Below are 22,084 nucleotides of genomic sequence, written 5' to 3' on the forward strand. Positions count from 1 at the left end.
CCGGCCTTTTTCGTTGCGGCGAGCCGCCGAATCAGAACAGCAGACGGGCTCGAATGGTGCCGTCGATGGCCTTCATACGCTGCAGCGCGGCGTCGGCGCGCGCGGTTTCCGCTTCGATGTCGATCACCACGTAGCCGATTTCAGGCCCGGTTTGCAGATACTGTGCGGCGATGTTAACCCCCTCTTCGGCGAAGATCTGGTTAATCTGCGTCAGCACGCCCGGGCGGTTTTCGTGGATGTGCAGCAGGCGGCTGGCGTTCGGGCCATGCGCCGGCAGCGACACTTCCGGGAAGTTGACGGCGGACAGGGTCGACCCGTTGTCGGAGTATTTCGCCAGCTTGCCGGCCACTTCGTCGCCGATATTCTCCTGCGCTTCCTGGGTGGAGCCGCCGATGTGCGGCGTCAGCAGCACGTTGTCGAACTCACACAGCGGCGAGTTGAACGGATCGCTGTTGGTCGCCGGTTCTTCCGGGAAGACGTCGATCGCCGCGCCCGCCAGGTGATTGCTGGCCAGCGCGTCGCACAGCGCGGGAATATCCACCACGGTGCCGCGCGAAGCGTTGATCAGAATGGCGCCCGGCTTCATCAGCGCCAGCTCTTCCGCCCCCATCATGTTCTTGGTGGCCAGCGTTTCCGGCACGTGCAGCGTCACCACGTCGCTCATATTGAGCAGATCGGACAGATGGCGCACCTGCTGCGCGTTACCTAACGGCAGCTTGTTCTCGATGTCGTAGAAGAACACCTTCATGCCCAGCCCTTCGGCCAGAATGCCCAGCTGGGTGCCGATGTGGCCGTAGCCGATGATGCCCAGCTTTTTGCCGCGCGCCTCGTAGGAGCCCACGGCCAGTTTGTGCCACACGCCGCGGTGCGCCTTGGCGTTGGCGGCCGGAATGCCGCGCAGCATCAACAGCAGCTCGCCCAGCACCATTTCGGCCACGGATCGGGTATTGGAGAACGGGGCGTTGAAGACCGGAATACCGCGCTTGGTCGCCGCTTTCAGATCAACCTGGTTGGTGCCGATGCAGAAGCAGCCCACCGCCACCAGTTTTTCTGCGGCGGCAAACACCTCTTCGGTCAGATGCGTACGCGATCGGATGCCGACGAAGTGCGCATCGCGGATGGATGCCTTCAGCGATTCGGTGTCTAACGCACCCTTGTGGTATTCGATGTTGGTATAACCGGCGGCACGTAAATTATCGACCGTGCTCTGATGAACCCCTTCCACCAACAGGAATTTAATCCTGTCTTTCTCCAATGATACTTTTGCCATTTACCCGACCCTATGTTCAGACTTCAGAAGCGGCTGTGACGACACAGCTCCCATCCAACATAACAAAAATAACGCGGGCGGCAATACAAACGATTGCCTGCCCGGCAGGACAAGGCGCAGCGTTGATGGCGGTTTACGGCAGAAAATGCCATAGGGAAAGTTTTCGGCAGAAGCTTTGGGGAGTCAGTTTTCACAATGTGACATAAGTCACCAAATTTGCCGTTTTTCAGAAAAGATATTTTAACCGAAGAATTATGCGGCCCGGCGCTACCGGGCCACAAACGGCGGAGGTTTATTTGACCACTTTCACGCCTTCCGGGGTGCCGACCAGCGCCACGTCCGCGCCGCGGTTGGCGAACAGCCCCACGGTCACCACGCCGGCGATGCCGTTGATCTTGTTCTCCAGCGCGATGGCGTCGGTGATGCTCAGGTTATGCACATCGAGGATCACGTTGCCGTTGTCGGTCACCACGTTTTGGCGATACTCCGGCAGGCCGCCGAGTTTCACCAGCTCACGCGCCACGTAAGAGCGAGCCATCGGGATCACTTCCACCGGCAGCGGGAACTTGCCCAGCACGTCCACTTGCTTGCTGGCGTCGACGATGCAGATAAATTTCTTGGCGATGGCGGCGATGATCTTCTCGCGCGTCAGCGCCGCGCCGCCGCCTTTGATCATCTGCATATGGCCGTTGATTTCGTCCGCGCCGTCCACATAAATATCGAGCGAGTCCACTTCATTGCTGTCGAACACATGGATGCCGAGGCTTTTCAGCTTGGCGGTGGAGGCGTCGGAGCTCGATACCGCGCCTTCGATCTGGTGCTTGATGGAGCCCAGCGCGTCAATAAAGTGGGCGGCGGTAGAGCCGGTGCCGACCCCGACGATGGTGCCCGGCGTCACGTATTCCAGCGCCGCCCAGCCCACCGCTTTTTTCAGTTCATCCTGCGTCATAATATGTCCCTTGCCTCTGTACGAAAACGTGTGCGTATTATAGGGTAAAACGCTGTTTTTCACGCCGGCAGGATCACACTTATTTACCGCAGCCCGCATTTTTAGCCGCTTAGCGGCGAGACGGGGGCGTGATTTTTCCACCTGCGCCGTGCGCAAAATGTGGCATAGTGCCGGTATCATTCTAATTTAAGGGATATCTTTCCGATGAAACGCCCAGACTATCGTACGCTGCAAGCGCTGGACGCGGTGATCCGTGAGCGCGGCTTCGAGCGCGCCGCTCAAAAACTCTGTATCACGCAATCGGCGGTATCCCAACGCATCAAACAGCTGGAAAATCTGTTCGGCCAACCGCTGCTGGTCCGTACCGTGCCGCCGCGCCCCACCGAACAAGGGCAAAAGCTGCTCGCGCTGCTGCATCAGGTGGAATTGCTGGAAGAAGAGTGGCTGGGCAACGATACCGGCGTCGATACGCCGCTGCTGCTGTCGCTGGCGGTCAACGCCGACAGTCTGGCAACCTGGCTGCTGCCGGCGCTGAAGCCGGTGCTGGCGGATTCCCCCATTCGCCTGAATCTGCAGGTGGAAGATGAAACCCGCACCCAGGAGCGGCTGCGCCGCGGTGAGGTGGTGGGCGCGGTGAGTATTCAGCCGCAGCCGCTGCCGAGCTGCCTGGTGGATCGGCTGGGGGCGCTGGATTATCTGTTCGTCGCCTCCCGCGGCTTCGCCGAGCGCTACTTCCCGAGCGGCGTCACCCGCTCCGCGCTGCTGAAAGCGCCGGCGGTGGCCTTCGATCATCTCGACGACATGCATCAGGCGTTCCTGCAGCAGAACTTCGATCTGTCGCCGGGCAGCGTGCCCTGCCATATCGTGAACTCGTCGGAAGCCTTCGTGCAGCTGGCGCGTCAGGGCACCACCTGCTGTATGATCCCGCATCTGCAGATCGAAAAGGAGCTGGCTTCCGGTGAGCTGATCGATCTGACGCCGGGGCTGTATCAGCGCCGCATGCTGTACTGGCACCGCTTCGCGCCGGAAAGCCGCATGATGCGCAAAGTGACCGACGCGCTGCTGGAACACGGCCACCAGGTGCTGCGCCAGGATTAAAACGAAAAAAGGTTCGCCGCAGCGAACCTTTTCTTCAACACGAACACCTTACTGCGCGGCGTTGCGCTGCAGCTCGAACACCACATCCACCTGATCGTCGAAGTGAATGCTTTGCTGCTCATAGGTTTGCGCCGCGTCGCTTTCCGCCGCCGCACCGGCCGCCTTATACATCCGCGCCACCGGCATCGGCTGGTAGTTGGCAACCCGGTAGCGAATGCTGTACACCGGCCCCAGCTTGGCGTGGAAGCCTTTGGCCAGGGATTCGGCCTGCTGAGTCGCGTTCTCGATCGCTTTTTGCCGCGCCTGCTCGCGATACACGTCCGGCTTGGCGACGCCCAGCTCCACCGCGCGGATCTCGTTCAGGCCGGATTTCAGCGCGCCGTCCAGCAGCTCGTTCAGCTTGTCCAACTGACGCAGGGTCACCTGCACCTGACGCACCGCCCGGTAGCCCTTCAGCACCGACTCGCCGGTTTTCAGGTAGTCGTACTCCGGCTGGGTGCGCAGGTTGGCGGCGCTGATGTCTTTCTTCTCGATGTTATTTTTCTGCAGGAAATCAAAGTACTGCGCTACGCGCTCGTCCACCTGCTTCTTCGCTTGGGCGGCGTCTTTGGAGGAAACGCTCACTTCGATCGCCAGGGTGGCGATATCCGGCGTGGCGTCCACGCTGGCGGTGCCGGAGGTGACGACGTGCGGCCCTTCAGGCACTTCAGCCGCCTGCAGCGCCATCGGTAACGTCCCTAATCCGACCATTGCGGCCATAGCCAATGCTTTTAGCTTCACAGTGTCTCCTTAATGACAGACTGTCTCTGATCGCCGGCTTTTCCCTGTGAGAACCGCCGGATTCCTGGCATCAAACGTAGCATATCGCGCGGCGTTTTGAATTCGGATTAGTGGCAAATTCTTATAAATTTGCCCCCTGCCAGGCCAGCTGCAGCGCGATGCCCCACATCACCAGCCCGACCAGCGCGTTGATGATGCGCTGCGCCCGCTGGGTGTTCAGCCACGGCGCCAGCCAGGAGGCCAGCAGCGCCAGCCCGAAGAACCACACCGCCGACGCGCTGGCCGCGCCGAGCGCGAACCAGGAGCGCACGTCCGCCGTCAGTTGCCCGCCCAGGCTGCCGAGCACCACAAAGGTATCCAGATAAACGTGCGGGTTCAGCCAGGTGACCGCCAGCATGGTGACCACGAGGCGCCAGCGGCTCTGCGCCAGCTCCTGCGCCGCGGCCTGCGCCGGTTGCGGGCTGAAGGCGGAACGGAACGCGCCCCAGCCGTACCACAGCAGAAACGCCACCCCGCCCCAGGTGACCAGCGCCAGCAGCAGCGGCGAGCGGGTCAGCAACGCGCTGCCGCCGAAAATACCGGCGCAGATCAGCACGATATCGCTCAACGCGCACAGCGAGGCGATCATCAAATGATACTGGCGGCGAATGCCCTGATTCATCACAAATACGTTCTGCGGGCCCAGCGGCAGGATCATGGCGGCGCTCAGGGCAAAACCCTGCAGGAAGACGGCTAACATGGGAGATTCCTCGAATGATAAAAGGCGCCGGACGAGGGCGCGTATCGGTCAACACGCGCATCATACGAGGAAGCGATCATTAGGTGAAATTGATGTTTCTAATCCAGTATCAGAGATGCTAATGATTAAATGAGCGCGCCGCCAGATTCGCCCATCGGCGAAAAATTCGCTATCATCCGCACCCACCCTCCAGCCGGCCGCCCGATGTCTACCGTCACCGATACCTTTATCGCCCCGCCATGCCATGACCAAATAGAGATCCTCTATCAGGACGATCATCTGGCGCTGATCAATAAGCCGGCCGGGCTGCTCAGCCTGTCGGGCAAGAATCCGCAGAATCTCGATTCGGTACACCATCGGCTGGTACAGATCTTCCCCGGCTGCACCCTGGTGCACCGCCTGGATTTCGGCACGTCCGGCTTGATGGTGGTGGCCCGCAACAAGGCCGTCAACGCCGCACTCTGCCGGCAGTTCAGCGAGCGCACCGTCGGCAAAGTGTACAGCGCGCTGCTGTGCGGCCATCTGGCGGATAACGAAGGGGTAATAGACGCGGCGATCGCCAAAGATCCGGCGCTGTTCCCGCTGATGTCGATTTGCGCCCTCCACGGCAAGCCCGCCCGCTCCCGCTATCGGGTCGTCGAGCGTTTTTATCGTGAAGCGGAAGACGGGATCTCGCTGCCGCTGACGCGGGTGCAGCTCATCCCGGAGACCGGGCGCACCCACCAGCTGCGTATTCACAGCCGGCAGTTGGGCCACCCTATTTTAGGCTGCGATCTGTATGGCGGGCGACTGCTGCCAGGTACCGAACAGACGCCGCGGCTGATGCTGCACGCCAGCGAGCTGGACTTTGTGCACCCCATTAGCGGGGAGCGGATCGCCGCTCGTCACGCCGCGCCGTTCTAAACGCGGCTTACCACATCAAATCGTCGGGCACTTTAAAGTCGGCGTACGGATCGTCTTCATCCTGTTCCTCCTGACTCAGCGCGCTGTGCAGCACAATGCTGGCCGCATCGCGCTGCGCGATTTTATCGGCGACGCTCGCGGGGATAATCGCGTATTCACACTCTTCCCGGTTCTCGACCACCAGGCGTGCAATGGCGAGGCGGCCATTGATCAGCTGGGTTTGCGTCGCCTTATCCACCAGGATTTTCTTGATCAGGTTACCGTCGGTGAAGTTGAAACCGATATCGCCTTTCGCCAGAACGATGCGGTTCATCTCGATCAGCTGCTTCACCTGCGCCTTGTACTCTTTGGACAGCGCGGCCTGCTTTTGCTGCTCGTTCAGCTGCTTATCGCGCTCAAGCTGCGCCTTTTTATTCTCTTCCACCGCCTCTCTGGCCTCGCGGGCCTGAACGCGTGATTTTTTAGCCGTTCTTTGGACTTTGGCCATTTTCTTGCTGGTTACCAAGCCCGCTTTGAGCATCTGCTCTTGTAAGGTGAGTTTTGTCATGTTCGTGTCTGAAGCCGTGGGATCATGGGGGGATTATACCCGTAATTTTTCAGGCTGCACCAGGTTGCCGGCCCTGCGCATTGGCGGTTTGCGCCGCAGGGCGACGGCGGCCAACCGGCCCGAACGCCAGATCATGAATACCGCTCATGTGGTAATGAAATTAAGTCTCTTTCACTCCCTGCGGGACTCTGGCAAAAATAGACCTCATTAACGACAGACAATATGAAATCGGCTGAATAAAAAAAGAGAAAAACAACCCATTGAAAGAAATGGATAAATCCAGCCTTCATATCATATAACAGGATGCTATAAGACGATGAATAGAGACTTTGCCTTTACGATTAAGAGCAGTTCTTTCGATGAAGATTATAACCCTTCTGAAAGTACGCGTATCACCACCAACTTCGCCAATTTGGCCAGAGGGGAAAACCGCCGGGAGAACCTGCGCAACACGCTGGTGATGATTAACAATCGCTTCAATTCGTTGGCGCATTGGGATAACCCCAAGGCCGACCGCTATTCGGTTGAGCTTGACATCATTTCGGTGGAGATGCGCGTTGAAGATCAGGGCGCCAGCTTCCCGGTGATCGAAATCCTGAAAACCAACATCATCGATAAAAAAACGCAAAAGCGAATTGAGGGCATCGTCGGGAACAACTTCTCGTCTTACGTGCGCGATTATGACTTTAGCGTCTTGCTGCCGGCGCACAATAAAAACACGGCGGAATTCACTATCCCGAATGATTTCGGCGATTTGCACGGCAATATCTTTAAGCACTTCGTCAATTCAAACGAATACCATGAGAATTTCAGCAAACCGCCGGTGATCTGCCTCAGCGTGTCCAGCAAAGACACCTATCATCGGACGGGCAATCAACATCCGGTGTTGGGCGACGAGTATCGGCAAGACGGCGCTTCGCTGACCGACCGGTATTTTAAAAAAATGGGCCTGCAGGTGCGCTATTTCATGCCGAAAAATAGCGTCGCGCCCCTGGCGTTTTATTTCCCCGGGGATTTGCTGAGCGATTACACCGATCTGGAGCTGATCGGCACCATCAGCACGATGGAGACCTTCCAAAAAATCTATCGGCCTGAAATTTACAATGCCAACTCGGCGGCGGGGCAATGCTATCAGCCAAGCCTGAATAACCAGGACTATTCATTAACCAAGATTGTTTACGATCGCGAAGAGCGTAGCCAGTTAGCGATTGAGCAGGGGAAATTTACGGAAGAGCAATTTATCAAACCCTACAAGCCCATTCTTGAGCAATGGTCTGCTCACTACGCGCTTTGATTCACTCAAATACAGGTCATCTATTATGAAAATATTGCTCCCTACCTCGACCGCCGGCAGCTTGCCCAAACCTTCCTGGCTGGCCCAACCGGAAACCCTGTGGTCGCCCTGGAAATTGCAAAATGAAGAATTAATCGAAGGGAAACAGGATGCCCTGCGTTTGTCGCTGGCTGAACAACAACAGGCCGGCATCGATATCGTCAGCGATGGCGAGCAAACGCGCCAGCACTTCGTCACGACGTTTATCGAGCACCTCAGCGGCGTCGATTTCGAGAAACGCGAAGTGGTTAAAATCCGCAATCGCTATGAGGCGAGCGTGCCAACCGTCGTGGGTGCGGTGGCGCGCCAAAAGCCCGTTTTCGTTGAAGACGCCAAATTTTTACGCCAGCTGACCAAGCAGCCGATTAAATGGGCCCTGCCGGGGCCGATGACCATGATCGACACGCTCTATGACAACCACTATAAAAGCCGCGAGAAATTGGCCTGGGAGTTCGCCAAGATCCTCAATCAGGAAGCCAAAGAGCTCGAGGCCGCCGGCGTCGACATTATTCAGTTTGATGAGCCCGCATTTAACGTGTTCTTTGACGAGGTGAATGACTGGGGCATCGCCGCCCTGGAAAGGGCCGTTGAAGGGCTTAAGTGTGAAACGGCGGTGCATATCTGCTATGGATACGGCATTAAGGCCAATACCGACTGGAAAAAGACGCTGGGCTCAGAGTGGCGGCAATATGAAGAGGCGTTCCCCAAGCTGCAAACGTCTACTATCGATATTATCTCGCTCGAGTGTCATAACTCGCACGTCCCGATGGATCTGCTGGAACTGATTCGCGGCAAAAAAGTGATGGTCGGCGCCATTGATGTGGCGAATCATACCGTTGAGACACCGGAGGAAGTGGCCGCTACGCTGCGCAAAGCGCTGCAGTTTGTCGATGCCGACAAGCTCTATCCGTCGACCAACTGCGGCATGGCTCCCCTGCCTCGTCAGGTCGCCAGCGGCAAGCTGAATGCCTTGAGTGCCGGCGCCGAGATCGTGCGCCGAGAATTGCTGGCCAAATAATCGCGCCATCGCCCGCCGCAGTAGCCTCCTGCGGCGGGCGATGATCATCGACTCCCCCTCCCCGCAACGCCCCCGCTCTGGTGTATACTCGGATTTCTACGCGATGCCAGCCACAGCGGCCTGAACGGCCCCTCAGCCAGCCCACACCAGCTTAATAACAGTGGAACCCTCATGAGCCCAGATACCGCTCGCATCAGCGAAATTATCGATCGCGCCAGGATCTCGCCTTATCAAATCCTCATCCTCACCCTGTGTTTCCTGATCGCCCTGCTGGACGGGTTCGATACCGCCATCATCGGCTATATCGCCCCGGCGCTGCGCGAAGAGTGGGGCCTGCAGCCCTCGCAGCTCTCCCCCGCCTTCGGCGCGGGGTTGTTCGGCCTGCTGATCGGCAGCCTGCTGTTCGGGCCGATCGCCGACGCCATCGGCCGCAAACGCGTGCTGCTCGTCGCGGTGCTGGTATTTGGCGGCTGCACCCTGGCTTCGGCCTATACGCACTCAATCGAATCCCTGACCCTGTTGCGCTTCATCATCGGCATTGGCCTCGGGGGCGCGATACCGACCTGCATCACCCTCAGCTCGGAGTACTCACCGGCGCGCCGCCGCATGCTGATGGTCACCCTGAGCTGGAGCGGCTTTACCGCCGGATTGGCTCTGGGCGGCCTGCTGGCCGGGCAGATCATCCCGGCGTTCGGCTGGCGCGGCGTGCTGCTGGTGGGCGGCATTGCGCCATTGGCGCTGCTGCCGCTGCTGGCCTGGCAGATGCCCGAGTCGGTACGCTTTATGGCCGCCAGCGCCAGGCATGCCGATCGGCTGCGCCGGGTGGTCGAGCGTATCACCGGCCAACGTTGGACGGGGATAACCATTGTCGATGACGAGCGCCCGGCGCAGGCCAAGTCGCCGATCTCGCACCTGTTTATCGAAGGGCGCGCCGCGCGCACCCTGCTGCTGTGGGCGGCGTTCTTCTGCTCGCTGTTCGTGTTCTACCTGCTTACCAGTTGGCTGCCGACGATACTTAAAGACGCCGGTTACGATATCGTCCACGCCTCGCGCATCGGGGCGATGGTGCCGCTCGGCGGCACCCTGGGCGCCATCCTGATGGCGCTGCTGATGGACCGGATCGGGCCCTACCGCGTGCTGGCCGTCTCCTACCTGGGGGCCGCGCTGGTGATCGGCGCGACCGGGTATCTGATGGGCGACGTCTACACGCTGGCCGCCGTCGTGTTCCTGATAGGCTTCGGCGTGGCCGGCGCGCAGAACGGCCTGAATCTGGTTTCCGCCACCCTTTATCCGACCGCGGCCCGCGTCACCGGCGTCAGCTGGGCCATGGCCAATGGCCGCTTCGGCTCAATCGTCGGCTCGATGCTCGGCGCCTGGATGATGACCGCCGCCGGCTCGGCGGAAGTGTTCTTCCTCTGGCTGGCGCTGCCGGCGCTGCTGGGCGCGGCCGCCATCTTCCTGCTCTATCGCCTCAGCCTGCGCCGCCGCGCGCCGCTCGCCAAGCCGGTCGCCGGCGCCTGAACTCGCGGAAAAGAAAAGGCCGAGACGCCCTTGGAGACGTCTCGGCCTGTAATCAAAAAGGGGGCCAAGGCCCCCTTCTCTGTTATTCCGCCTTGGCGGAAGCGTCTTCGGTGCGATACAGGTGTACGTCCATCTGCGGGAACGGAATGCCGATGTTGTGGGCATCCAGCGCGCGCTTGAAGTTTTCCATCAGATCGAAGTACACGTTCCAGTATTCCGCGTTGGTGGTCCAGGAACGGGTGACGAAGTTCAGGGAAGACGGCGCCATCTCGTTCAGACGCACGGTCACGCCTTTGGCGTGCATGATGCGCTTGTCGGCGGCGATCACGTCGCCCAGCACCTTCTTCACCACGTCGATATCGGCGTTGTAGGCCACGCCTACCACGATATCCACGCGGCGGTTCGGCTCGCGAGAATAGTTGATGATGTTGCCGGCAATGATTTTACCGTTCGGCACCACGATGGTTTTGTTGTCTGCGGTGCGCAGGGTGGTGGAGAAAATCTGCACCTGATCGACGGTACCGGCCACGCCGCCCAGATCGACATATTCACCCACGCGCAGCGGACGGAAGATCACCAGCAGCACGCCGGCGGCGAAGTTGGACAGCGAGCCTTGCAGCGCCAGGCCGACGGCCAAACCGGCGGCACCCAGCACGGCGATCACCGAGGTGGTCTGCACGCCGACGCGCCCCAGCACGGCAATGAAGGTGAACGCCAGCACGCCGTAGCGCACGATTGCCGACAGGAAGTCTGCCACCGTGGCGTCGATGCCGCGCAGTTTCATCACGCGGTTCAGCGCATTACCGACTACGCGGGCCACGATCGAACCGATGATGAGGATAACGATGGCGGCGACGATATTCACCGCGTATTGGATCAACAGATCCTGGTTCTTCACCAACCAGTTGCCGGCACCGTTGATGCCGTCTACTACATTCAAATCTTTCATTCGTGTCGTCCTAACTCAGTCCCTAACGGGAGAAACTCGCAAAAATACACTGGCCTCGGCAGCCAGTAGGAAACCACCGCCTAAGGGTAACCAACATTAAAGGCTCATGCCAACCGTCAGCGTTAAAAATAGCCGAAACCGCCCGCCGCTTCTTCTATGCTGAGAACAGCGCGTTGGCCATTTCACGACAAGGGATCCGTTAATCATGCACGTTCGCTCTTCGCTCAAACATTATTGGCAAGTGCGGCCCAGGCTGCTGTTTTCCGTCGGCGCCGGGCTGCTGTGTTTTCTGCTGTTGCCCGCCCAGCTCTCGCTGCTACAGCGCCTGATGATCGGCTGGAATACGCTGGCCTGGCTTTACCTGCTGTTTCTCTGGCGGCTGATGTTGGTCAGCACGCCGCAGCACATTCGCCAGATCGCTCGGCGGCAGGATGAAAGCGCCAGCACGGTGTTGGCGCTGGTTAGTTTCGGTTGTCTGGTGAGCATTCTGGCGATCCTGTTCGAGTTGAGCAGCGCCAAACAGGCCAGCGACTCGCTGAAAACCCTGCATCTGGCGTTAACCGGCGGAACGCTGGCGGTCTCCTGGCTGCTGCTGCCGACCGCCTTCACCATGCACTACGCCCATCAATTTTATCGCCAGGGTGCGCAGCAGGAGCCTTTGCCGCTGCTGTTCCCCGGCAACCTCACCGAGCCGACCTATCTGGACTTCGCCTACTTCTCCTTCACCATCGCGGTGGCGTCGCAGACCGCAGATGTGGCGGTCGGGGCGGCGGAGGTGCGTAAGGTCACCCTGCTGCAGTCGGTGATCTCCTTCGCGTTCAACATGCTGATCCTGGGCCTGTCTATCAACGTCGGCGCCGGCCTGCTGGGCTGAAAAAGAAAAAGGCTCCCCGCAGGGAGCCTTTTGCATCGTGCAACAGGTGCCGAAGATTACAGAACGTCTACCGCGTTCAGATCTTTGAAGGCCTGCTCCAGACGCGTCACCATGCTGGTCTGCGCTGCGCGCAGCCATACGCGTGGATCGTAGTATTTCTTGTTCGGCTGATCGGCGCCTTTCGGGTTGCCCAGTTGGCCCTGCAGGTAAGCTTCGTTCGCTTTGTAGTACTGCAGGATGCCGTCCCAGGTCGCCCATTGGGTGTCGGTGTCGATGTTCATCTTGATCACGCCGTAACCCACAGACTCTTTGATCTCTGCATCGGTAGAACCGGAACCGCCGTGGAACACGAAGTTCAGGCTGTTGTGCGGCAGGTTGAATTTCTTGGACACGTAGTCCTGAGAATCACGCAGGATGGTCGGGGTCAGCTTGACGTTGCCTGGCTTGTACACGCCGTGCACGTTACCGAAGGAGGCAGCGATGGTGAAGCGCGGGCTGATGGCGTTCAGTTTTTCGTACGCGTAAGCCACGTCTTCCGGCTGGGTGTACAGTGCGGAAGCGTCCATATGGCTGTTGTCCACGCCATCTTCTTCACCGCCGGTGCAGCCCAGTTCGATTTCCAGCGTCATGCCGATTTTGGCCATGCGCTTCAGGTAGGCGCTGCAGATCTCGATGTTTTCTTCCAGAGACTCTTCAGACAGATCGATCATGTGAGAAGAGAACAGCGGTTTGCCGGTAGCGGCGAAGTGCTTCTCGCCGGCGTCCAGCAGGCCGTCCAGCCATGGCAGCAGTTTCTTCGCGCAGTGGTCGGTGTGCAGGATCACCGGCACGCCGTAGTGTTCAGCCATCTGGTGAACGTGGTGTGCGCCGGAGATAGCGCCCAGAATCGCTGCGCCCTGAGGCACATCGGTCTTCACGCCTTTGCCGGCGATGAACGCGGCGCCGCCGTTGGAGAACTGAACGATGACCGGCGCGCGCACTTTAGCCGCGGCTTCCAGCACTGCGTTAATGGAGTCGGTACCCACGCAGTTTACCGCTGGCAGCGCAAAGTTGTTCTCTTTAGCAACTGCGAAGACTTTCTGAACGTCATCACCCGTGATGACACCCGGTTTTACGAAATCAAAAATTTTAGACATGTTACTTTGTCCTGTTTCGTCGGCCGTAGATGGATGTAAATCGATGTTTTCACGCCGCGCAGCGTGAGCCGCGCGGTATAAAACAAACGGGCGGCTTTCGCCTCCCGTTGTCTGAATTACTGCTTAGCGCGCTCTTCCAGCATCACGACTGCAGGCAGCGGTTTCCCTTCAACGAATTCCAGGAATGCGCCACCGCCGGTGGAGATGTAGGAAATTTTGTCAGCGATACCGAACAGATCGATGGCTGCCAGAGTGTCGCCGCCGCCAGCGATAGAGAAAGCGTCGCTATCGGCGATCGCGCGGGCGACAATTTCGGTGCCCTTACGGAAGTTAGGGAACTCGAATACGCCAACCGGGCCATTCCACAGAATGGTCTTGGCGTTCTTCAGGATAACGGCCAGACGCTCGGCAGAGACGTCGCCCATATCCAGAATTTGCTCGTTGTCCTGGATCTCGTTGGCCTGCTTCACGGTCGCGGTCGCGGTTTCGGAGAACTCGGTCGCTACGCGCACGTCGGTCGGAACCGGGATGTCGCAGGTTTCCAGCAGTTTCTGCGCGTTCGGGATCAGGTCAGGTTCGTACAGGGACTGGCCCACGTTGTTGCCCTGCGCCGCCACGAAGGTGTTGGCGATGCCGCCGCCGACGATCAGCTGATCGGCGATTTTGGACAGGGAATCCAGCACGGTCAGTTTGGTGGAGACTTTAGAACCGCCCACGATGGCAACCATCGGACGGGCCGGGTTGCCCAGGGCCTTGCCCAGCGCTTCCAGCTCGGCGGACAGCAGCGGGCCGGCACAGGCGACAGGCGCGAACTTGCCCACGCCGTGGGTGGAAGCCTGCGCGCGGTGCGCGGTGCCGAACGCGTCCATTACGTACACGTCGCACAGCGCCGCGTATTTCTTGGACAGGGTTTCGTCGTCTTTCTTCTCGCCCTTGTTGAAACGGACGTTTTCCAGCACCACCAGTTCGCCTTCGGCGACGTCGACGCCATCCAGATAATCCTTCGCCAGACGCACTGGGGATTTCAGGTGATCTTTCAGGTAGTTGACCACAGGCAGCAGGGAGAATTCTTCGTTGTACTCGCCTTCGGTAGGACGACCCAGGTGGGAGGTTACCATCACGCGGGCGCCTTGCTTCAGCGCAGCTTCGATAGTCGGCAGGGAAGCGCGGATACGCGCGTCGGAAGTCACTTTACCGTCTTTTACCGGCACGTTCAGATCGGAGCGGATCAGTACGCGTTTACCCGCCAGATCCAGATCGGTCATCTTAATTACAGACATGGTGAACCCTCTTTATTGAATCTCTATAAAATTGCCTGAGCAGCGCGCCAATCACGCCGGCGCCGCCGTACTAGAAACCGCTGGCGGCCATTGCCCGTGTTGTATCCAACATCCGATTGGCAAAGCCCCATTCATTGTCGCACCAGACCAAGGTCTTTATCAGGTGCTGCCCGCTGACCCGGGTCTGCGTACCGTCGACGATAGCGCTGTGCGGGTCATGGTTAAAATCGATCGAGACCAATGGTAATTCCGTGTAGTCAACTATACCACGAAATGATTCCCGTGCGGCCTTTTGCAACAGCTGGTTGACCTCCGCCACCTTCACCGCGGCGCTCACGCTGACGCTGAGATCGATAGCCGTCACGTTGATGGTCGGCACGCGCACCGAGATCGCCTCGAAGCGATCGCAAAACTGCGGGAAGATACGGGTGATGCCCGCGGCCAGCTTGGTGTCGACCGGAATGATCGACTGGCTCGCCGCGCGGGTGCGCCGCAAATCCGCGTGATACGCGTCGATCACCGGCTGATCGTTCATCGCCGAGTGAATAGTGGTCACGGTGCCGGATTCGATGCTGTAGGCGTCGTCCAGCAGCTTGATCACCGGAATAATGCAGTTGGTGGTGCACGAGGCGTTGGACACGATGCGATGTTCCGCCAGCAGCGTCTGATGGTTGACGCCGAACACGATGGTGGCGTCCAGATCGTTGCCGCCCGGATGGGCGAACAGCACTTTCTTCGCCCCCGCCGCCAGATGGGCTTCGCCATCCGCCCGGCTGCCGTACACGCCGCTGCAGTCCAGCACCACGTCGACGCCCAGCTCGCCCCAGGGCAACTGCTCCACCGCCGGCTGATGCAACAGGCGAATCGCGTCGTCCCCGACGCTCAGCGTGTCGCACTCTTGCCGCACATCCCAGGCGAAGCGGCCGTGGCTGGAATCGTACTTCAGCAGATGAGCCATGCCCTCGGCGTTCGCCAGCTCGTTGATCGCCACCACGGAGATTTCCGCCCGTCGTCCCGATTCGTACAGTGCGCGCAATACGCTGCGGCCGATGCGGCCAAAGCCGTTTATCGCTATGCGGATGGTCATGCTGCTCCTGAAAAAGGGCCGTCCCGCCGGGCTGACTCACCGGCGCCGGGCCGGCGCTGACTGGTTGTCTCACTAACCCGCATAGAGTAGTGGATCGCACCGCCCGCTGTGAATCGCCGCGTTTGCATTATTCCCGCGTTTCAGCGGCTTTTCGCCGCCGTCACATCGGCATTTCTGTCGAAGAGTGCTTCAACTGAAACGCTTCAGCTGAGCATAAACCAAAGTTTTGGCAAAAGGAACAGGTGCAACAGTTCCACAAGTAACGGAGGGGAGTTTTACGAGCATAAGATGATCTGGCGCACATTTTTGGCTTCAAGGCCGCGGCGGATTTTCACTCGCCGGCCCCGTTTCGCCGTAGTGCTCGCGGAAATAGTCGCGCAAAAATTCGACCGTCACCCGCACTTTCGCCGACGTTGCCAGCCGGGAAACGTACACCGCCCGGAAAAGATCGCCGCTAGCGGTTTAACTCTGTAAACGGAACGCCCGCGCCTGCGGGCGTCCTGATTAGGCTTTCGGGAATATCCACAGATGCTCGGCCGGCAGGGAGAGCCGGCACAGCGCCCGATCGCGCGCTTCGTGGCCATAGGCGCGCACCACGAAATCCTCGGCCACGGTGCGGAATAGGTATTCCCAGCGATCGCCGAGATACATGCTGGCCAGCAGCGGCAGCTCAAGCTGGTTGCCCTGCGGATCTTCGCCCAACCGCACGCGCTCCACGCGGATCACCGCCGAGCCCTCCTGGCCGACCTGCACGCCTGCGCCCGCTTTGCCCCACAGCGCCCAATCCTTGCCTTCGATGCGCGCCCGGTCGCCTTCCAGCGCGACAACCTTGCCCGGCAAGCGGTTGTTGCTGCCCATGAACTCGGCGGTGAACAGCGTGGTGGGCGAACCGTACATCTCCTGCGGCGTGCCCTGCTGTTCGATTTTGCCGTTATTGAGCAGCAGGATGCGATCGGAGATGGCCATCGCCTCGTTCTGATCGTGGGTCACCATCAGCGCCGACAGGCCAAGCTTGATGATCAACTCGCGCAGGAATACCCGCGCCTCTTCGCGCAGCTTGGCGTCAAGGTTGGACAGCGGCTCGTCCAGCAGGATCACCGGCGGGTTGTAGACCAGCGCCCGTCCGATCGCCACGCGCTGCTGCTGGCCGCCGGAAAGCTGGTGCGGATGGCGCTTGGCCAGATGCCCCAACCCGAGCTGATCCAGCACCGCCTGCACCCGCTGGGTGATTTCCGCCGAGGCGATCTTACGCAGCTTCAGCGGGTAAGCGACGTTCTCAAACACCGTTTTATGCGGCCACAGCGCGTAGGACTGAAACACCAGCCCCAGATTGCGCTCTTCGGCTGGAATTTCGCTGCGCGCGCTGCCGTTGTACACCGCGTTATTGCCGATGACGATCCGCCCCTGGCTCGGTTTCTCCAGCCCGGCCACCGCCCGCAGCAGCGTGGTTTTGCCGCTGCCCGACGGACCCAGCAGCGAGACCACTTCGCCCCGTTTCAGATCCATCGACACCCCTTTCAACACCGGGTTGTCGCCATAGGTCAAATGCAGATTCTCTACCGAAAGTTCAATCATGTAATTTCACTCCAAAGCGCAAGGCAATCCCCAGCCCCAGCACCACCAGCAGGATATTGATGAACGACAGCGCGGCGACGATATCGATAGCGCCCGCGGCCCACAGGGAAACCAGCATCGAGCCGATGGTTTCCGTGCCCGGAGACAGCAGATACACCCCGGTAGAATATTCGCGTTCAAAAATCAGGAACATCAGCAGCCAGGAGCCGATCAGGCCGTAGCGCGACAGCGGAATGGTGACGTGGCGAGTGATCTGGCCACGGCTGGCGCCGGCGCTGCGCGCCGCCTCCTCCAGTTCCGGCCCCACCTGCAGCAGCGTGGAAGATATCAGCCGCAGGCCGTAAGCCATCCACACCACGGTGTACGCCAGCCAGACGCTGAAGATGGTGCTGCGCAGCGAACGCAGCCAGACAATCCAGTTAGCACGCAGCCACTCGGCCATCGGCAGCGCCGACAGCCAGCCCTCCTTGAGCGATTTGTCCAACCACATCGGCAGGAACAGAAACACCCACAGGAACGCCAGACCGGCCAGCAGCCCCGGCACCGCGCGCGGCACCAGCACGCTGTAGTCGAGGAAGCGCGTGGCGCCATCCGGCTTGCGGTGCATGGCGATGCCGATGAACAGGTAGCACGCCACCGCCAGCGCCCCGCCGATCACCCCAATCGCCATTGAGTTGACGATGGCGCGCAGCAGGTTGGGTTGCGCCCAGATGGTGCGGAAGGTGTTGATCGACAGCTCGTCCCAAACAGACACGCCCACGCCCCAGTTGGAGATAAAGGCGCGCAGCACCACACCTATCAGCGGCACGCCGATGGTCACGGTCAGCCAGAACACCACCACCGCGCCGGCCACCCAGCGCCATTTGCCCAGCGGCAGCGCACGGGCCTGCGAGGCTTTGCCCTTGACGGTAACGAAGCGGTTGGCGGTGCGCATCAGCCGGCGCTGCAGCATCACCAGCGGAATGGTGATGCAGATCAGCACCACCGCCACCGCCGCCATCAGGTGGTAAGACGGCGTGCCCAGCTTGTTGGTCAACTGGTACAGGTAGGTCGCCAGCACCAGATTGCCCTCCGGATCCCCCAGCACCAGCATCAGGCCGAACACTTCCAGCCCGAGGAAGAACAGCAGCACCCCGGCGTACAGGATAGACGGCCGCACCATCGGCAGGCTGACGGCGGTCATCACCTGCAGCGGCGTGGCGCCGGCGGTGCGCGCCGCTTCTTCAACGTCGGAGCCCACGCTGCGCAGCGCCGAGGAGATGTACAGATACGCGTGGGGCACGTGCGTCAATCCGGCTATCACCACGATGCTGGCCATCGAATAGATGTTCCACGGCACGAAGCCCAGCAGCGCCTGCGCCCACAGCGAGAAGAAGCCCACCGGCCCCGCCGCCACCACGTAGCCGAAGCCCAGCACCATCGGCGACACGAAGATCGGCACCAGAATCAGCGGCTCGATGATCCGCCGCCCCGGCAGATCGGTGCGCACCATCAGGAAGGCCAAAATGCCACCGAGGGGGATGGCGATGATCACCAGGCCGAATGCCAGAATAAAGCCGCTCTTCAGCGCCTTGTAGAAATCAGGATCGGTAAAGATGAACTCGAAGGCCTCCAGGCTGAAGACCTTGGAGGGAGAGAAAAACGGTGCCGAGAGGAAGCTTTGAATGATGATAAACGACAGGGGGACATAGATAACCAGCGCGGTTATCAACACCACCAGGCCGCGCGGCAGGCTCTGCCACTTTCTGCGCCATGCTTGCATAAATGCTCCCTATGGTTGTAAACAACGACCAAAGGGCGCGCGCCTCTAAGGCAGGCGCGCGTCCGAATGCAGTCCCTGTTATTTCGCCGCGGCGGCGCGCCACTGTTTGATGTAATCGAGGCGTTTGGTCGGCTGCAGATATTCCAGCAGGCTGTCGTCGACCGGGATCGGCTTGAGCGCGTTACCCAACAGCTTGGTCATGCCGTCGATGTCGTTCTTGCCTTCGATGTCGTTGCGGATCGAGGGGATATCCGCCTGATTGGCGAGAATACTTTGCCCTTTCTCCGACAGCACGTAGTCGAACCACAGCTTGGCGGCGTTAGGGTTGCCGGCCTCTTTGCTGATGAAGCTCACGCGCGACAGCACCAGGGTATAGTCTTTCGGATAGACGATGCCGAGCGACGGGTCGCTCTTGGCGCGGGCCTCGGCGTACGAACCGAGGATATTGAAGCCGATCAGGTTTTCACCGGAGGAGACGCGTTCCATCATGGTGCCGGTGGAGGATTGCACCGCCAGCCCGCCCTTGGCCACGTCGGCCAGCGTTTTGAAGTAGTTGGGATCGGCCTTGAAGTCCTGCACCGACAGCATGAAGCCGACGCCGGATTTTTCGATGTCGTACGTGGTGACTTTCTTCTTGAATTTGTCCGTCTGGCCGGCGATCAGCTTGGCCAGCGCCGCGTGCGAATCCGGCACATCGCCTTGCGGGATCAGGCGTTTGTTATAGATAAACACCACCGGCTCATAGGTGGTGCCATACACTTTATCTTGCCATACCGCCCATTTCGGCAGCTGGGTCTGCTCAGGGGAGGCATACTCCTGCGCGTAATCGCCCGCCAGTTTCAAAATGGTGTCCATCGACGAGCTCCACACCACGTCGCCGCTGGTGCCGCCGGCCGCCTGCTCGCTGATGAAGCGGTTATAGAGTTCGGTGCTGTTCATGTCGTTGTATTCCACCTTGATGCCCGGATACAACGCCTCGAACCCCTGGATCAGCGGCGCCGCCGCCTTGGTGTCGGTGGTCGAGTAAATCACCACCTTGCCTTCTTTCTTCGCGCCGTCGACCCATTTCTGATAGTCGACGGGGTAGCCCGCCGGGAAGGCCGCATAGGCGGAAACGGAGCCCAGTAAGGTGATTGCAGCTACGGTCGTGCTGATTTTTTTCATCATCATCCATCCCCTGATCACATTTAATAAACCAAAAATTAACATATAGTTAATAACTGCAACGAGGCAACGGCGTTGCTTTGTTATCTTTCGGTTTTGTGAGGCTGGGCGTTTTTTAGCCAACAAAAAAGCCCGGCAGCGCGGGCTTTACGGCACTTTCTGTTGCAGACTATTCGGCCAAGCGAGAGCGCCGCAGCAGGCGAATTCTCTGTACGATGGCGATCTTGGAAACTTCAGGACAAACGCCGGCATTCAACCCGCAATATGCCGATCTTTTTCACCCGCAAACCGGTCGAAGACGGCCATGTCTCTTTCGCCTATGACTCTTTCAAACCGCATATCGAAATCCCGATGTCGATAGACATGGTGGCGCGCGCGAGCTAAAGCCCTGCCGGGCCGGCCGCCATGATCCCTCTGTGCGGCCGGTTCACGCCAGGATAAACAGCGCTGGATTAATCAGGTTTTTGTCGCCGAATTATTATATCCTGCCGGACGAAAATTTTGCGGGCGCTCGCGGCCCCCTGCGCCTGCCCTTCTGCGGTTCTCCATCCGCAGCCAGGCCGTTTATTTCATGAATACAGGCAGTGCCATACCGTTATGACCAAGAATTTATCCCCGAAAGACATTATCGCCCTGGGCTTTATGACCTTCGCCCTGTTTGTCGGCGCCGGCAACATCATTTTCCCGCCGCTGGTGGGGCTGCAGTCCGGTGAACATCTGTGGCCGGCCGCCCTCGGGTTTATGGTGACCGCCGTCGCCCTGCCGGTGATCGCCGTGATCGCGCTGGCGCGCGTCGGCGGCAGCATCAGCCTGCTGACCGGCCCCATCGGCCGCACCGCCGGCCTGCTGTTGGCGACCGTCTGCTATCTGGCGCTCGGCCCGCTGTTCGCCACGCCGCGAACCGCCAATGTCTCTTTCGCCCTCGGCATCGCGCCCTTCACCGGCGACGGCGCCCTGCCGCAGTTCATCTACAGCCTGCTGTTCTTTACCCTGGCGATGATCGTGTCGCTGTATCCCGGCCGCTTGCTCGATAACGTCGGCCATATTCTGGCGCCGCTGAAAATTCTGGCGTTGGCCGCGCTCGGCATCGCCGCCCTGGTTTGGCCCGCCGGTGCGCCGATCTCCGCCGTCGGCAGCTATCAGGCAGCGGCGTTTTCCACCGGCTTCGTGCAGGGTTATCAAACCATGGACACGCTGTCGGCGCTGATGTTCGGCTCGATTATCGTCACCGCCGCCCGCTCGCGCGGCGTCAGCGACAGCGACCTGCTGCTGCGCTACACCCTGTGGGCCAGCCTGATCGCCGGCGTCGGCCTGACGCTGGTCTATATCTGCATGTTCAAGCTCGGCGCCGGCAGCGGCGGCCTGGTCGAGAGTGGCGCTCAGGATGGCGCGGCGATCCTGCACGCCTATGTGCAGCACACCTTCGGCGATCTGGGCAGCATCTTTATGGCGGTGCTGATGTTCATCGCCTGCCTGGTGACGGCGGTCGGCATGACCTGCGCCTGCGCGGACTTTTTCTCCCGCTACCTGCCGCTCTCTTACCGCGCGCTGGTGGTTATCCTCGCCCTCTTCGCCATGCTGGTCTCCAACATGGGGCTAGCCAATCTGATCCGCGTCTCGCTGCCGGTGCTGACGGCGATCTATCCGCCCTGCATCGCGCTGGTGTTACTCAGCTTCAGCCAAAACCGCTGGCGCAGCGCCAAGCGCGTCTTCGCGCCGGTGATCGCCACCAGCCTGGTGTTTGGCCTCGCCGACGGCCTGAAGGCCTCCAGCTTCAGCGGCCTGCTGCCCGCCTGGTTTGATAAGCTGCCGCTGGCCGAACAGGGTCTGGTCTGGCTGCAGCCTACGCTGCTGGTGCTGTTGCTGGCGGCGGCTTACGACCGGTTGCGCAGCGTCGAAAGCGCCAACGCCGCGTCGTAACCGCGGGTCACGCCCATAAAAAAAGCCGGTCACGATGACCGGCTTTCTTATCGGCTGGCGCCAGGCCGCTTACTTCAGCAGCGCCTGCGCCTTGGCCACCACGTTGTCCACGGTGAAGCCGAACTCGGCGAACAGCTGCTCCGCCGGCGCCGACTCACCGAAGGTGGTCATGCCCACGA

Annotated in this window: 19 protein-coding genes and 2 pseudogenes; 7 read left to right on the plus strand and 14 right to left on the minus strand. The window is 60.1% G+C overall.

What is annotated here, in order from left to right; all coding sequences use genetic code 11:
* Positions 1-31 precede the first annotated feature (31 nt).
* Entirely contained in the window at positions 32-1,270 is a 1,239-nt protein-coding gene (serA, locus tag ACSBQQ_RS22755; protein ID WP_025304156.1) for a phosphoglycerate dehydrogenase, read from the minus strand.
* Between the two features lie 292 nt (positions 1,271-1,562).
* Positions 1,563-2,219: a ribose-5-phosphate isomerase RpiA gene (gene rpiA / locus ACSBQQ_RS22760; protein WP_025304157.1), complete on the minus strand. Its 657-nt coding sequence runs from the start codon at positions 2,217-2,219 to the stop codon at positions 1,563-1,565.
* Positions 2,220-2,423: 204 nt separating this feature from the next.
* On the opposite strand from rpiA, the gene ACSBQQ_RS22765 reads away from it, so the two are divergent.
* On the plus strand, positions 2,424-3,317 hold the full coding sequence (locus ACSBQQ_RS22765) for a LysR family transcriptional regulator ArgP (RefSeq protein ID WP_033649429.1): 894 nt from the start codon (positions 2,424-2,426) through the stop codon (positions 3,315-3,317).
* 48 nt (positions 3,318-3,365) lie between these two features.
* Here ACSBQQ_RS22765 and ACSBQQ_RS22770 read toward each other — a convergent pair whose 3' ends face one another.
* Together ACSBQQ_RS22770 and argO are read right to left on the minus strand one after the other, a co-directional pair.
* On the minus strand, positions 3,366-4,097 hold the full coding sequence (locus tag ACSBQQ_RS22770) for an oxidative stress defense protein (protein WP_025160209.1): 732 nt from the start codon (positions 4,095-4,097) through the stop codon (positions 3,366-3,368).
* Between the two features lie 121 nt (positions 4,098-4,218).
* On the minus strand, positions 4,219-4,836 hold the full coding sequence (argO, locus tag ACSBQQ_RS22775) for an arginine exporter ArgO (protein WP_033649428.1): 618 nt from the start codon (positions 4,834-4,836) through the stop codon (positions 4,219-4,221).
* Between the two features lie 204 nt (positions 4,837-5,040).
* Here argO and ACSBQQ_RS22780 point away from each other — a divergent pair, with 204 nt between their 5' ends.
* Positions 5,041-5,739 (plus strand): RluA family pseudouridine synthase, encoded by a 699-nt coding sequence (locus ACSBQQ_RS22780; RefSeq protein ID WP_060429310.1) that lies wholly within the window; start codon positions 5,041-5,043, stop codon positions 5,737-5,739.
* A 7-nt stretch (positions 5,740-5,746) separates the two neighbouring features.
* Here the strand turns inward: ACSBQQ_RS22780 and ACSBQQ_RS22785 are convergent, their stop codons facing one another.
* A complete protein-coding gene (locus ACSBQQ_RS22785; protein ID WP_033635867.1) occupies positions 5,747-6,286 on the minus strand; it encodes a DUF2058 domain-containing protein in 540 nt (179 codons plus the stop codon).
* Between the two features lie 316 nt (positions 6,287-6,602).
* Here ACSBQQ_RS22785 and ACSBQQ_RS22790 point away from each other — a divergent pair, with 316 nt between their 5' ends.
* The 3 genes from ACSBQQ_RS22790 (at position 6,603) to ACSBQQ_RS22800 (ending at position 10,158) form a co-directional block, all read left to right on the plus strand.
* Positions 6,603-7,580, plus strand: coding sequence for a DUF1852 domain-containing protein (locus ACSBQQ_RS22790; protein ID WP_033635868.1), 978 nt, complete (start codon positions 6,603-6,605; stop codon positions 7,578-7,580).
* Positions 7,581-7,605: 25 nt separating this feature from the next.
* Entirely contained in the window at positions 7,606-8,637 is a 1,032-nt protein-coding gene (locus tag ACSBQQ_RS22795) for a methionine synthase (protein WP_033635869.1), read from the plus strand.
* 171 nt (positions 8,638-8,808) lie between these two features.
* Entirely contained in the window at positions 8,809-10,158 is a 1,350-nt protein-coding gene (locus ACSBQQ_RS22800; protein ID WP_060429277.1) for an MFS transporter, read from the plus strand.
* A gap of 82 nt (positions 10,159-10,240) precedes the next feature.
* Here the strand turns inward: ACSBQQ_RS22800 and mscS are convergent, their stop codons facing one another.
* A complete protein-coding gene (gene mscS, locus ACSBQQ_RS22805) occupies positions 10,241-11,107 on the minus strand; it encodes a small-conductance mechanosensitive channel MscS (protein WP_025304177.1) in 867 nt (288 codons plus the stop codon).
* Between the two features lie 205 nt (positions 11,108-11,312).
* On the opposite strand from mscS, the gene ACSBQQ_RS22810 reads away from it, so the two are divergent.
* Positions 11,313-11,981 carry a DUF1345 domain-containing protein gene (locus ACSBQQ_RS22810; RefSeq protein ID WP_060429276.1) on the plus strand — a complete coding sequence of 223 codons (669 nt, stop codon included), beginning with the start codon at positions 11,313-11,315 and terminating at the stop codon, positions 11,979-11,981.
* 56 nt (positions 11,982-12,037) lie between these two features.
* Here the strand turns inward: ACSBQQ_RS22810 and fbaA are convergent, their stop codons facing one another.
* The 7 genes and pseudogenes from fbaA to ACSBQQ_RS22845 all read right to left on the minus strand — a co-directional run bounded on the left by fbaA (position 12,038) and on the right by ACSBQQ_RS22845 (position 19,985).
* On the minus strand, positions 12,038-13,117 hold the full coding sequence (fbaA, locus tag ACSBQQ_RS22815; RefSeq protein WP_025304179.1) for a class II fructose-bisphosphate aldolase: 1,080 nt from the start codon (positions 13,115-13,117) through the stop codon (positions 12,038-12,040).
* Positions 13,118-13,233: 116 nt separating this feature from the next.
* Positions 13,234-14,397 carry a phosphoglycerate kinase gene (pgk, locus tag ACSBQQ_RS22820; RefSeq protein WP_025160206.1) on the minus strand — a complete coding sequence of 388 codons (1,164 nt, stop codon included), beginning with the start codon at positions 14,395-14,397 and terminating at the stop codon, positions 13,234-13,236.
* Positions 14,398-14,467: 70 nt separating this feature from the next.
* A complete protein-coding gene (gene epd, locus ACSBQQ_RS22825; protein WP_004931582.1) occupies positions 14,468-15,484 on the minus strand; it encodes an erythrose-4-phosphate dehydrogenase in 1,017 nt (338 codons plus the stop codon).
* Positions 15,485-15,796: 312 nt separating this feature from the next.
* A pseudogene (locus ACSBQQ_RS22830) lies at positions 15,797-15,922 on the minus strand (LysR family transcriptional regulator); the annotation flags it as partial.
* Between the two features lie 66 nt (positions 15,923-15,988).
* Entirely contained in the window at positions 15,989-17,059 is a 1,071-nt protein-coding gene (locus tag ACSBQQ_RS22835) for an ABC transporter ATP-binding protein (protein ID WP_033649407.1), read from the minus strand.
* Positions 17,052-18,821: an ABC transporter permease gene (locus tag ACSBQQ_RS22840; protein WP_033635883.1), complete on the minus strand. Its 1,770-nt coding sequence runs from the start codon at positions 18,819-18,821 to the stop codon at positions 17,052-17,054. The genes ACSBQQ_RS22835 and ACSBQQ_RS22840 overlap by 8 nt, the downstream gene beginning before the upstream one ends.
* Before the next feature lie 78 nt (positions 18,822-18,899).
* Positions 18,900-19,985, minus strand: coding sequence for an ABC transporter substrate-binding protein (locus ACSBQQ_RS22845; RefSeq protein ID WP_407046271.1), 1,086 nt, complete (start codon positions 19,983-19,985; stop codon positions 18,900-18,902).
* A 597-nt stretch (positions 19,986-20,582) separates the two neighbouring features.
* Here ACSBQQ_RS22845 and brnQ point away from each other — a divergent pair.
* A complete protein-coding gene (brnQ, locus tag ACSBQQ_RS22850) occupies positions 20,583-21,905 on the plus strand; it encodes a branched-chain amino acid transport system II carrier protein (RefSeq protein WP_060426928.1) in 1,323 nt (440 codons plus the stop codon).
* A gap of 69 nt (positions 21,906-21,974) precedes the next feature.
* On the opposite strand, the pseudogene ACSBQQ_RS22855 reads toward brnQ, so the two are convergent.
* A pseudogene (locus tag ACSBQQ_RS22855) lies at positions 21,975-22,084 on the minus strand (transketolase-like TK C-terminal-containing protein); the annotation flags it as partial.

The organism is Serratia sp. G204Y, assembly GCF_051172435.1.
Classification (GTDB): Bacteria; Pseudomonadota; Gammaproteobacteria; order Enterobacterales; family Enterobacteriaceae; genus Serratia; species Serratia sarumanii.

What these genes read in the sequence shown, in the direction of transcription:
- serA (WP_025304156.1), bottom strand. Translation starts at nt 1,270, where the DNA reads ATGGCAAAAGTATCATTGGAGAAAGACAGGATTAAATTCCTGTTGGTG.
- rpiA (WP_025304157.1), bottom strand. Translation starts at nt 2,219, where the DNA reads ATGACGCAGGATGAACTGAAAAAAGCGGTGGGCTGGGCGGCGCTGGAA.
- ACSBQQ_RS22765 (WP_033649429.1), top strand. Translation starts at nt 2,424, where the DNA reads ATGAAACGCCCAGACTATCGTACGCTGCAAGCGCTGGACGCGGTGATC.
- argO (WP_033649428.1), bottom strand. Translation starts at nt 4,836, where the DNA reads ATGTTAGCCGTCTTCCTGCAGGGTTTTGCCCTGAGCGCCGCCATGATC.
- ACSBQQ_RS22780 (WP_060429310.1), top strand. Translation starts at nt 5,041, where the DNA reads ATGTCTACCGTCACCGATACCTTTATCGCCCCGCCATGCCATGACCAA.
- ACSBQQ_RS22785 (WP_033635867.1), bottom strand. Translation starts at nt 6,286, where the DNA reads ATGACAAAACTCACCTTACAAGAGCAGATGCTCAAAGCGGGCTTGGTA.
- ACSBQQ_RS22790 (WP_033635868.1), top strand. Translation starts at nt 6,603, where the DNA reads ATGAATAGAGACTTTGCCTTTACGATTAAGAGCAGTTCTTTCGATGAA.
- ACSBQQ_RS22795 (WP_033635869.1), top strand. Translation starts at nt 7,606, where the DNA reads ATGAAAATATTGCTCCCTACCTCGACCGCCGGCAGCTTGCCCAAACCT.
- ACSBQQ_RS22800 (WP_060429277.1), top strand. Translation starts at nt 8,809, where the DNA reads ATGAGCCCAGATACCGCTCGCATCAGCGAAATTATCGATCGCGCCAGG.
- mscS (WP_025304177.1), bottom strand. Translation starts at nt 11,107, where the DNA reads ATGAAAGATTTGAATGTAGTAGACGGCATCAACGGTGCCGGCAACTGG.
- ACSBQQ_RS22810 (WP_060429276.1), top strand. Translation starts at nt 11,313, where the DNA reads ATGCACGTTCGCTCTTCGCTCAAACATTATTGGCAAGTGCGGCCCAGG.
- fbaA (WP_025304179.1), bottom strand. Translation starts at nt 13,117, where the DNA reads ATGTCTAAAATTTTTGATTTCGTAAAACCGGGTGTCATCACGGGTGAT.
- pgk (WP_025160206.1), bottom strand. Translation starts at nt 14,397, where the DNA reads ATGTCTGTAATTAAGATGACCGATCTGGATCTGGCGGGTAAACGCGTA.
- epd (WP_004931582.1), bottom strand. Translation starts at nt 15,484, where the DNA reads ATGACCATCCGCATAGCGATAAACGGCTTTGGCCGCATCGGCCGCAGC.
- ACSBQQ_RS22835 (WP_033649407.1), bottom strand. Translation starts at nt 17,059, where the DNA reads ATGATTGAACTTTCGGTAGAGAATCTGCATTTGACCTATGGCGACAAC.
- ACSBQQ_RS22840 (WP_033635883.1), bottom strand. Translation starts at nt 18,821, where the DNA reads ATGCAAGCATGGCGCAGAAAGTGGCAGAGCCTGCCGCGCGGCCTGGTG.
- ACSBQQ_RS22845 (WP_407046271.1), bottom strand. Translation starts at nt 19,985, where the DNA reads ATGAAAAAAATCAGCACGACCGTAGCTGCAATCACCTTACTGGGCTCC.
- brnQ (WP_060426928.1), top strand. Translation starts at nt 20,583, where the DNA reads ATGACCAAGAATTTATCCCCGAAAGACATTATCGCCCTGGGCTTTATG.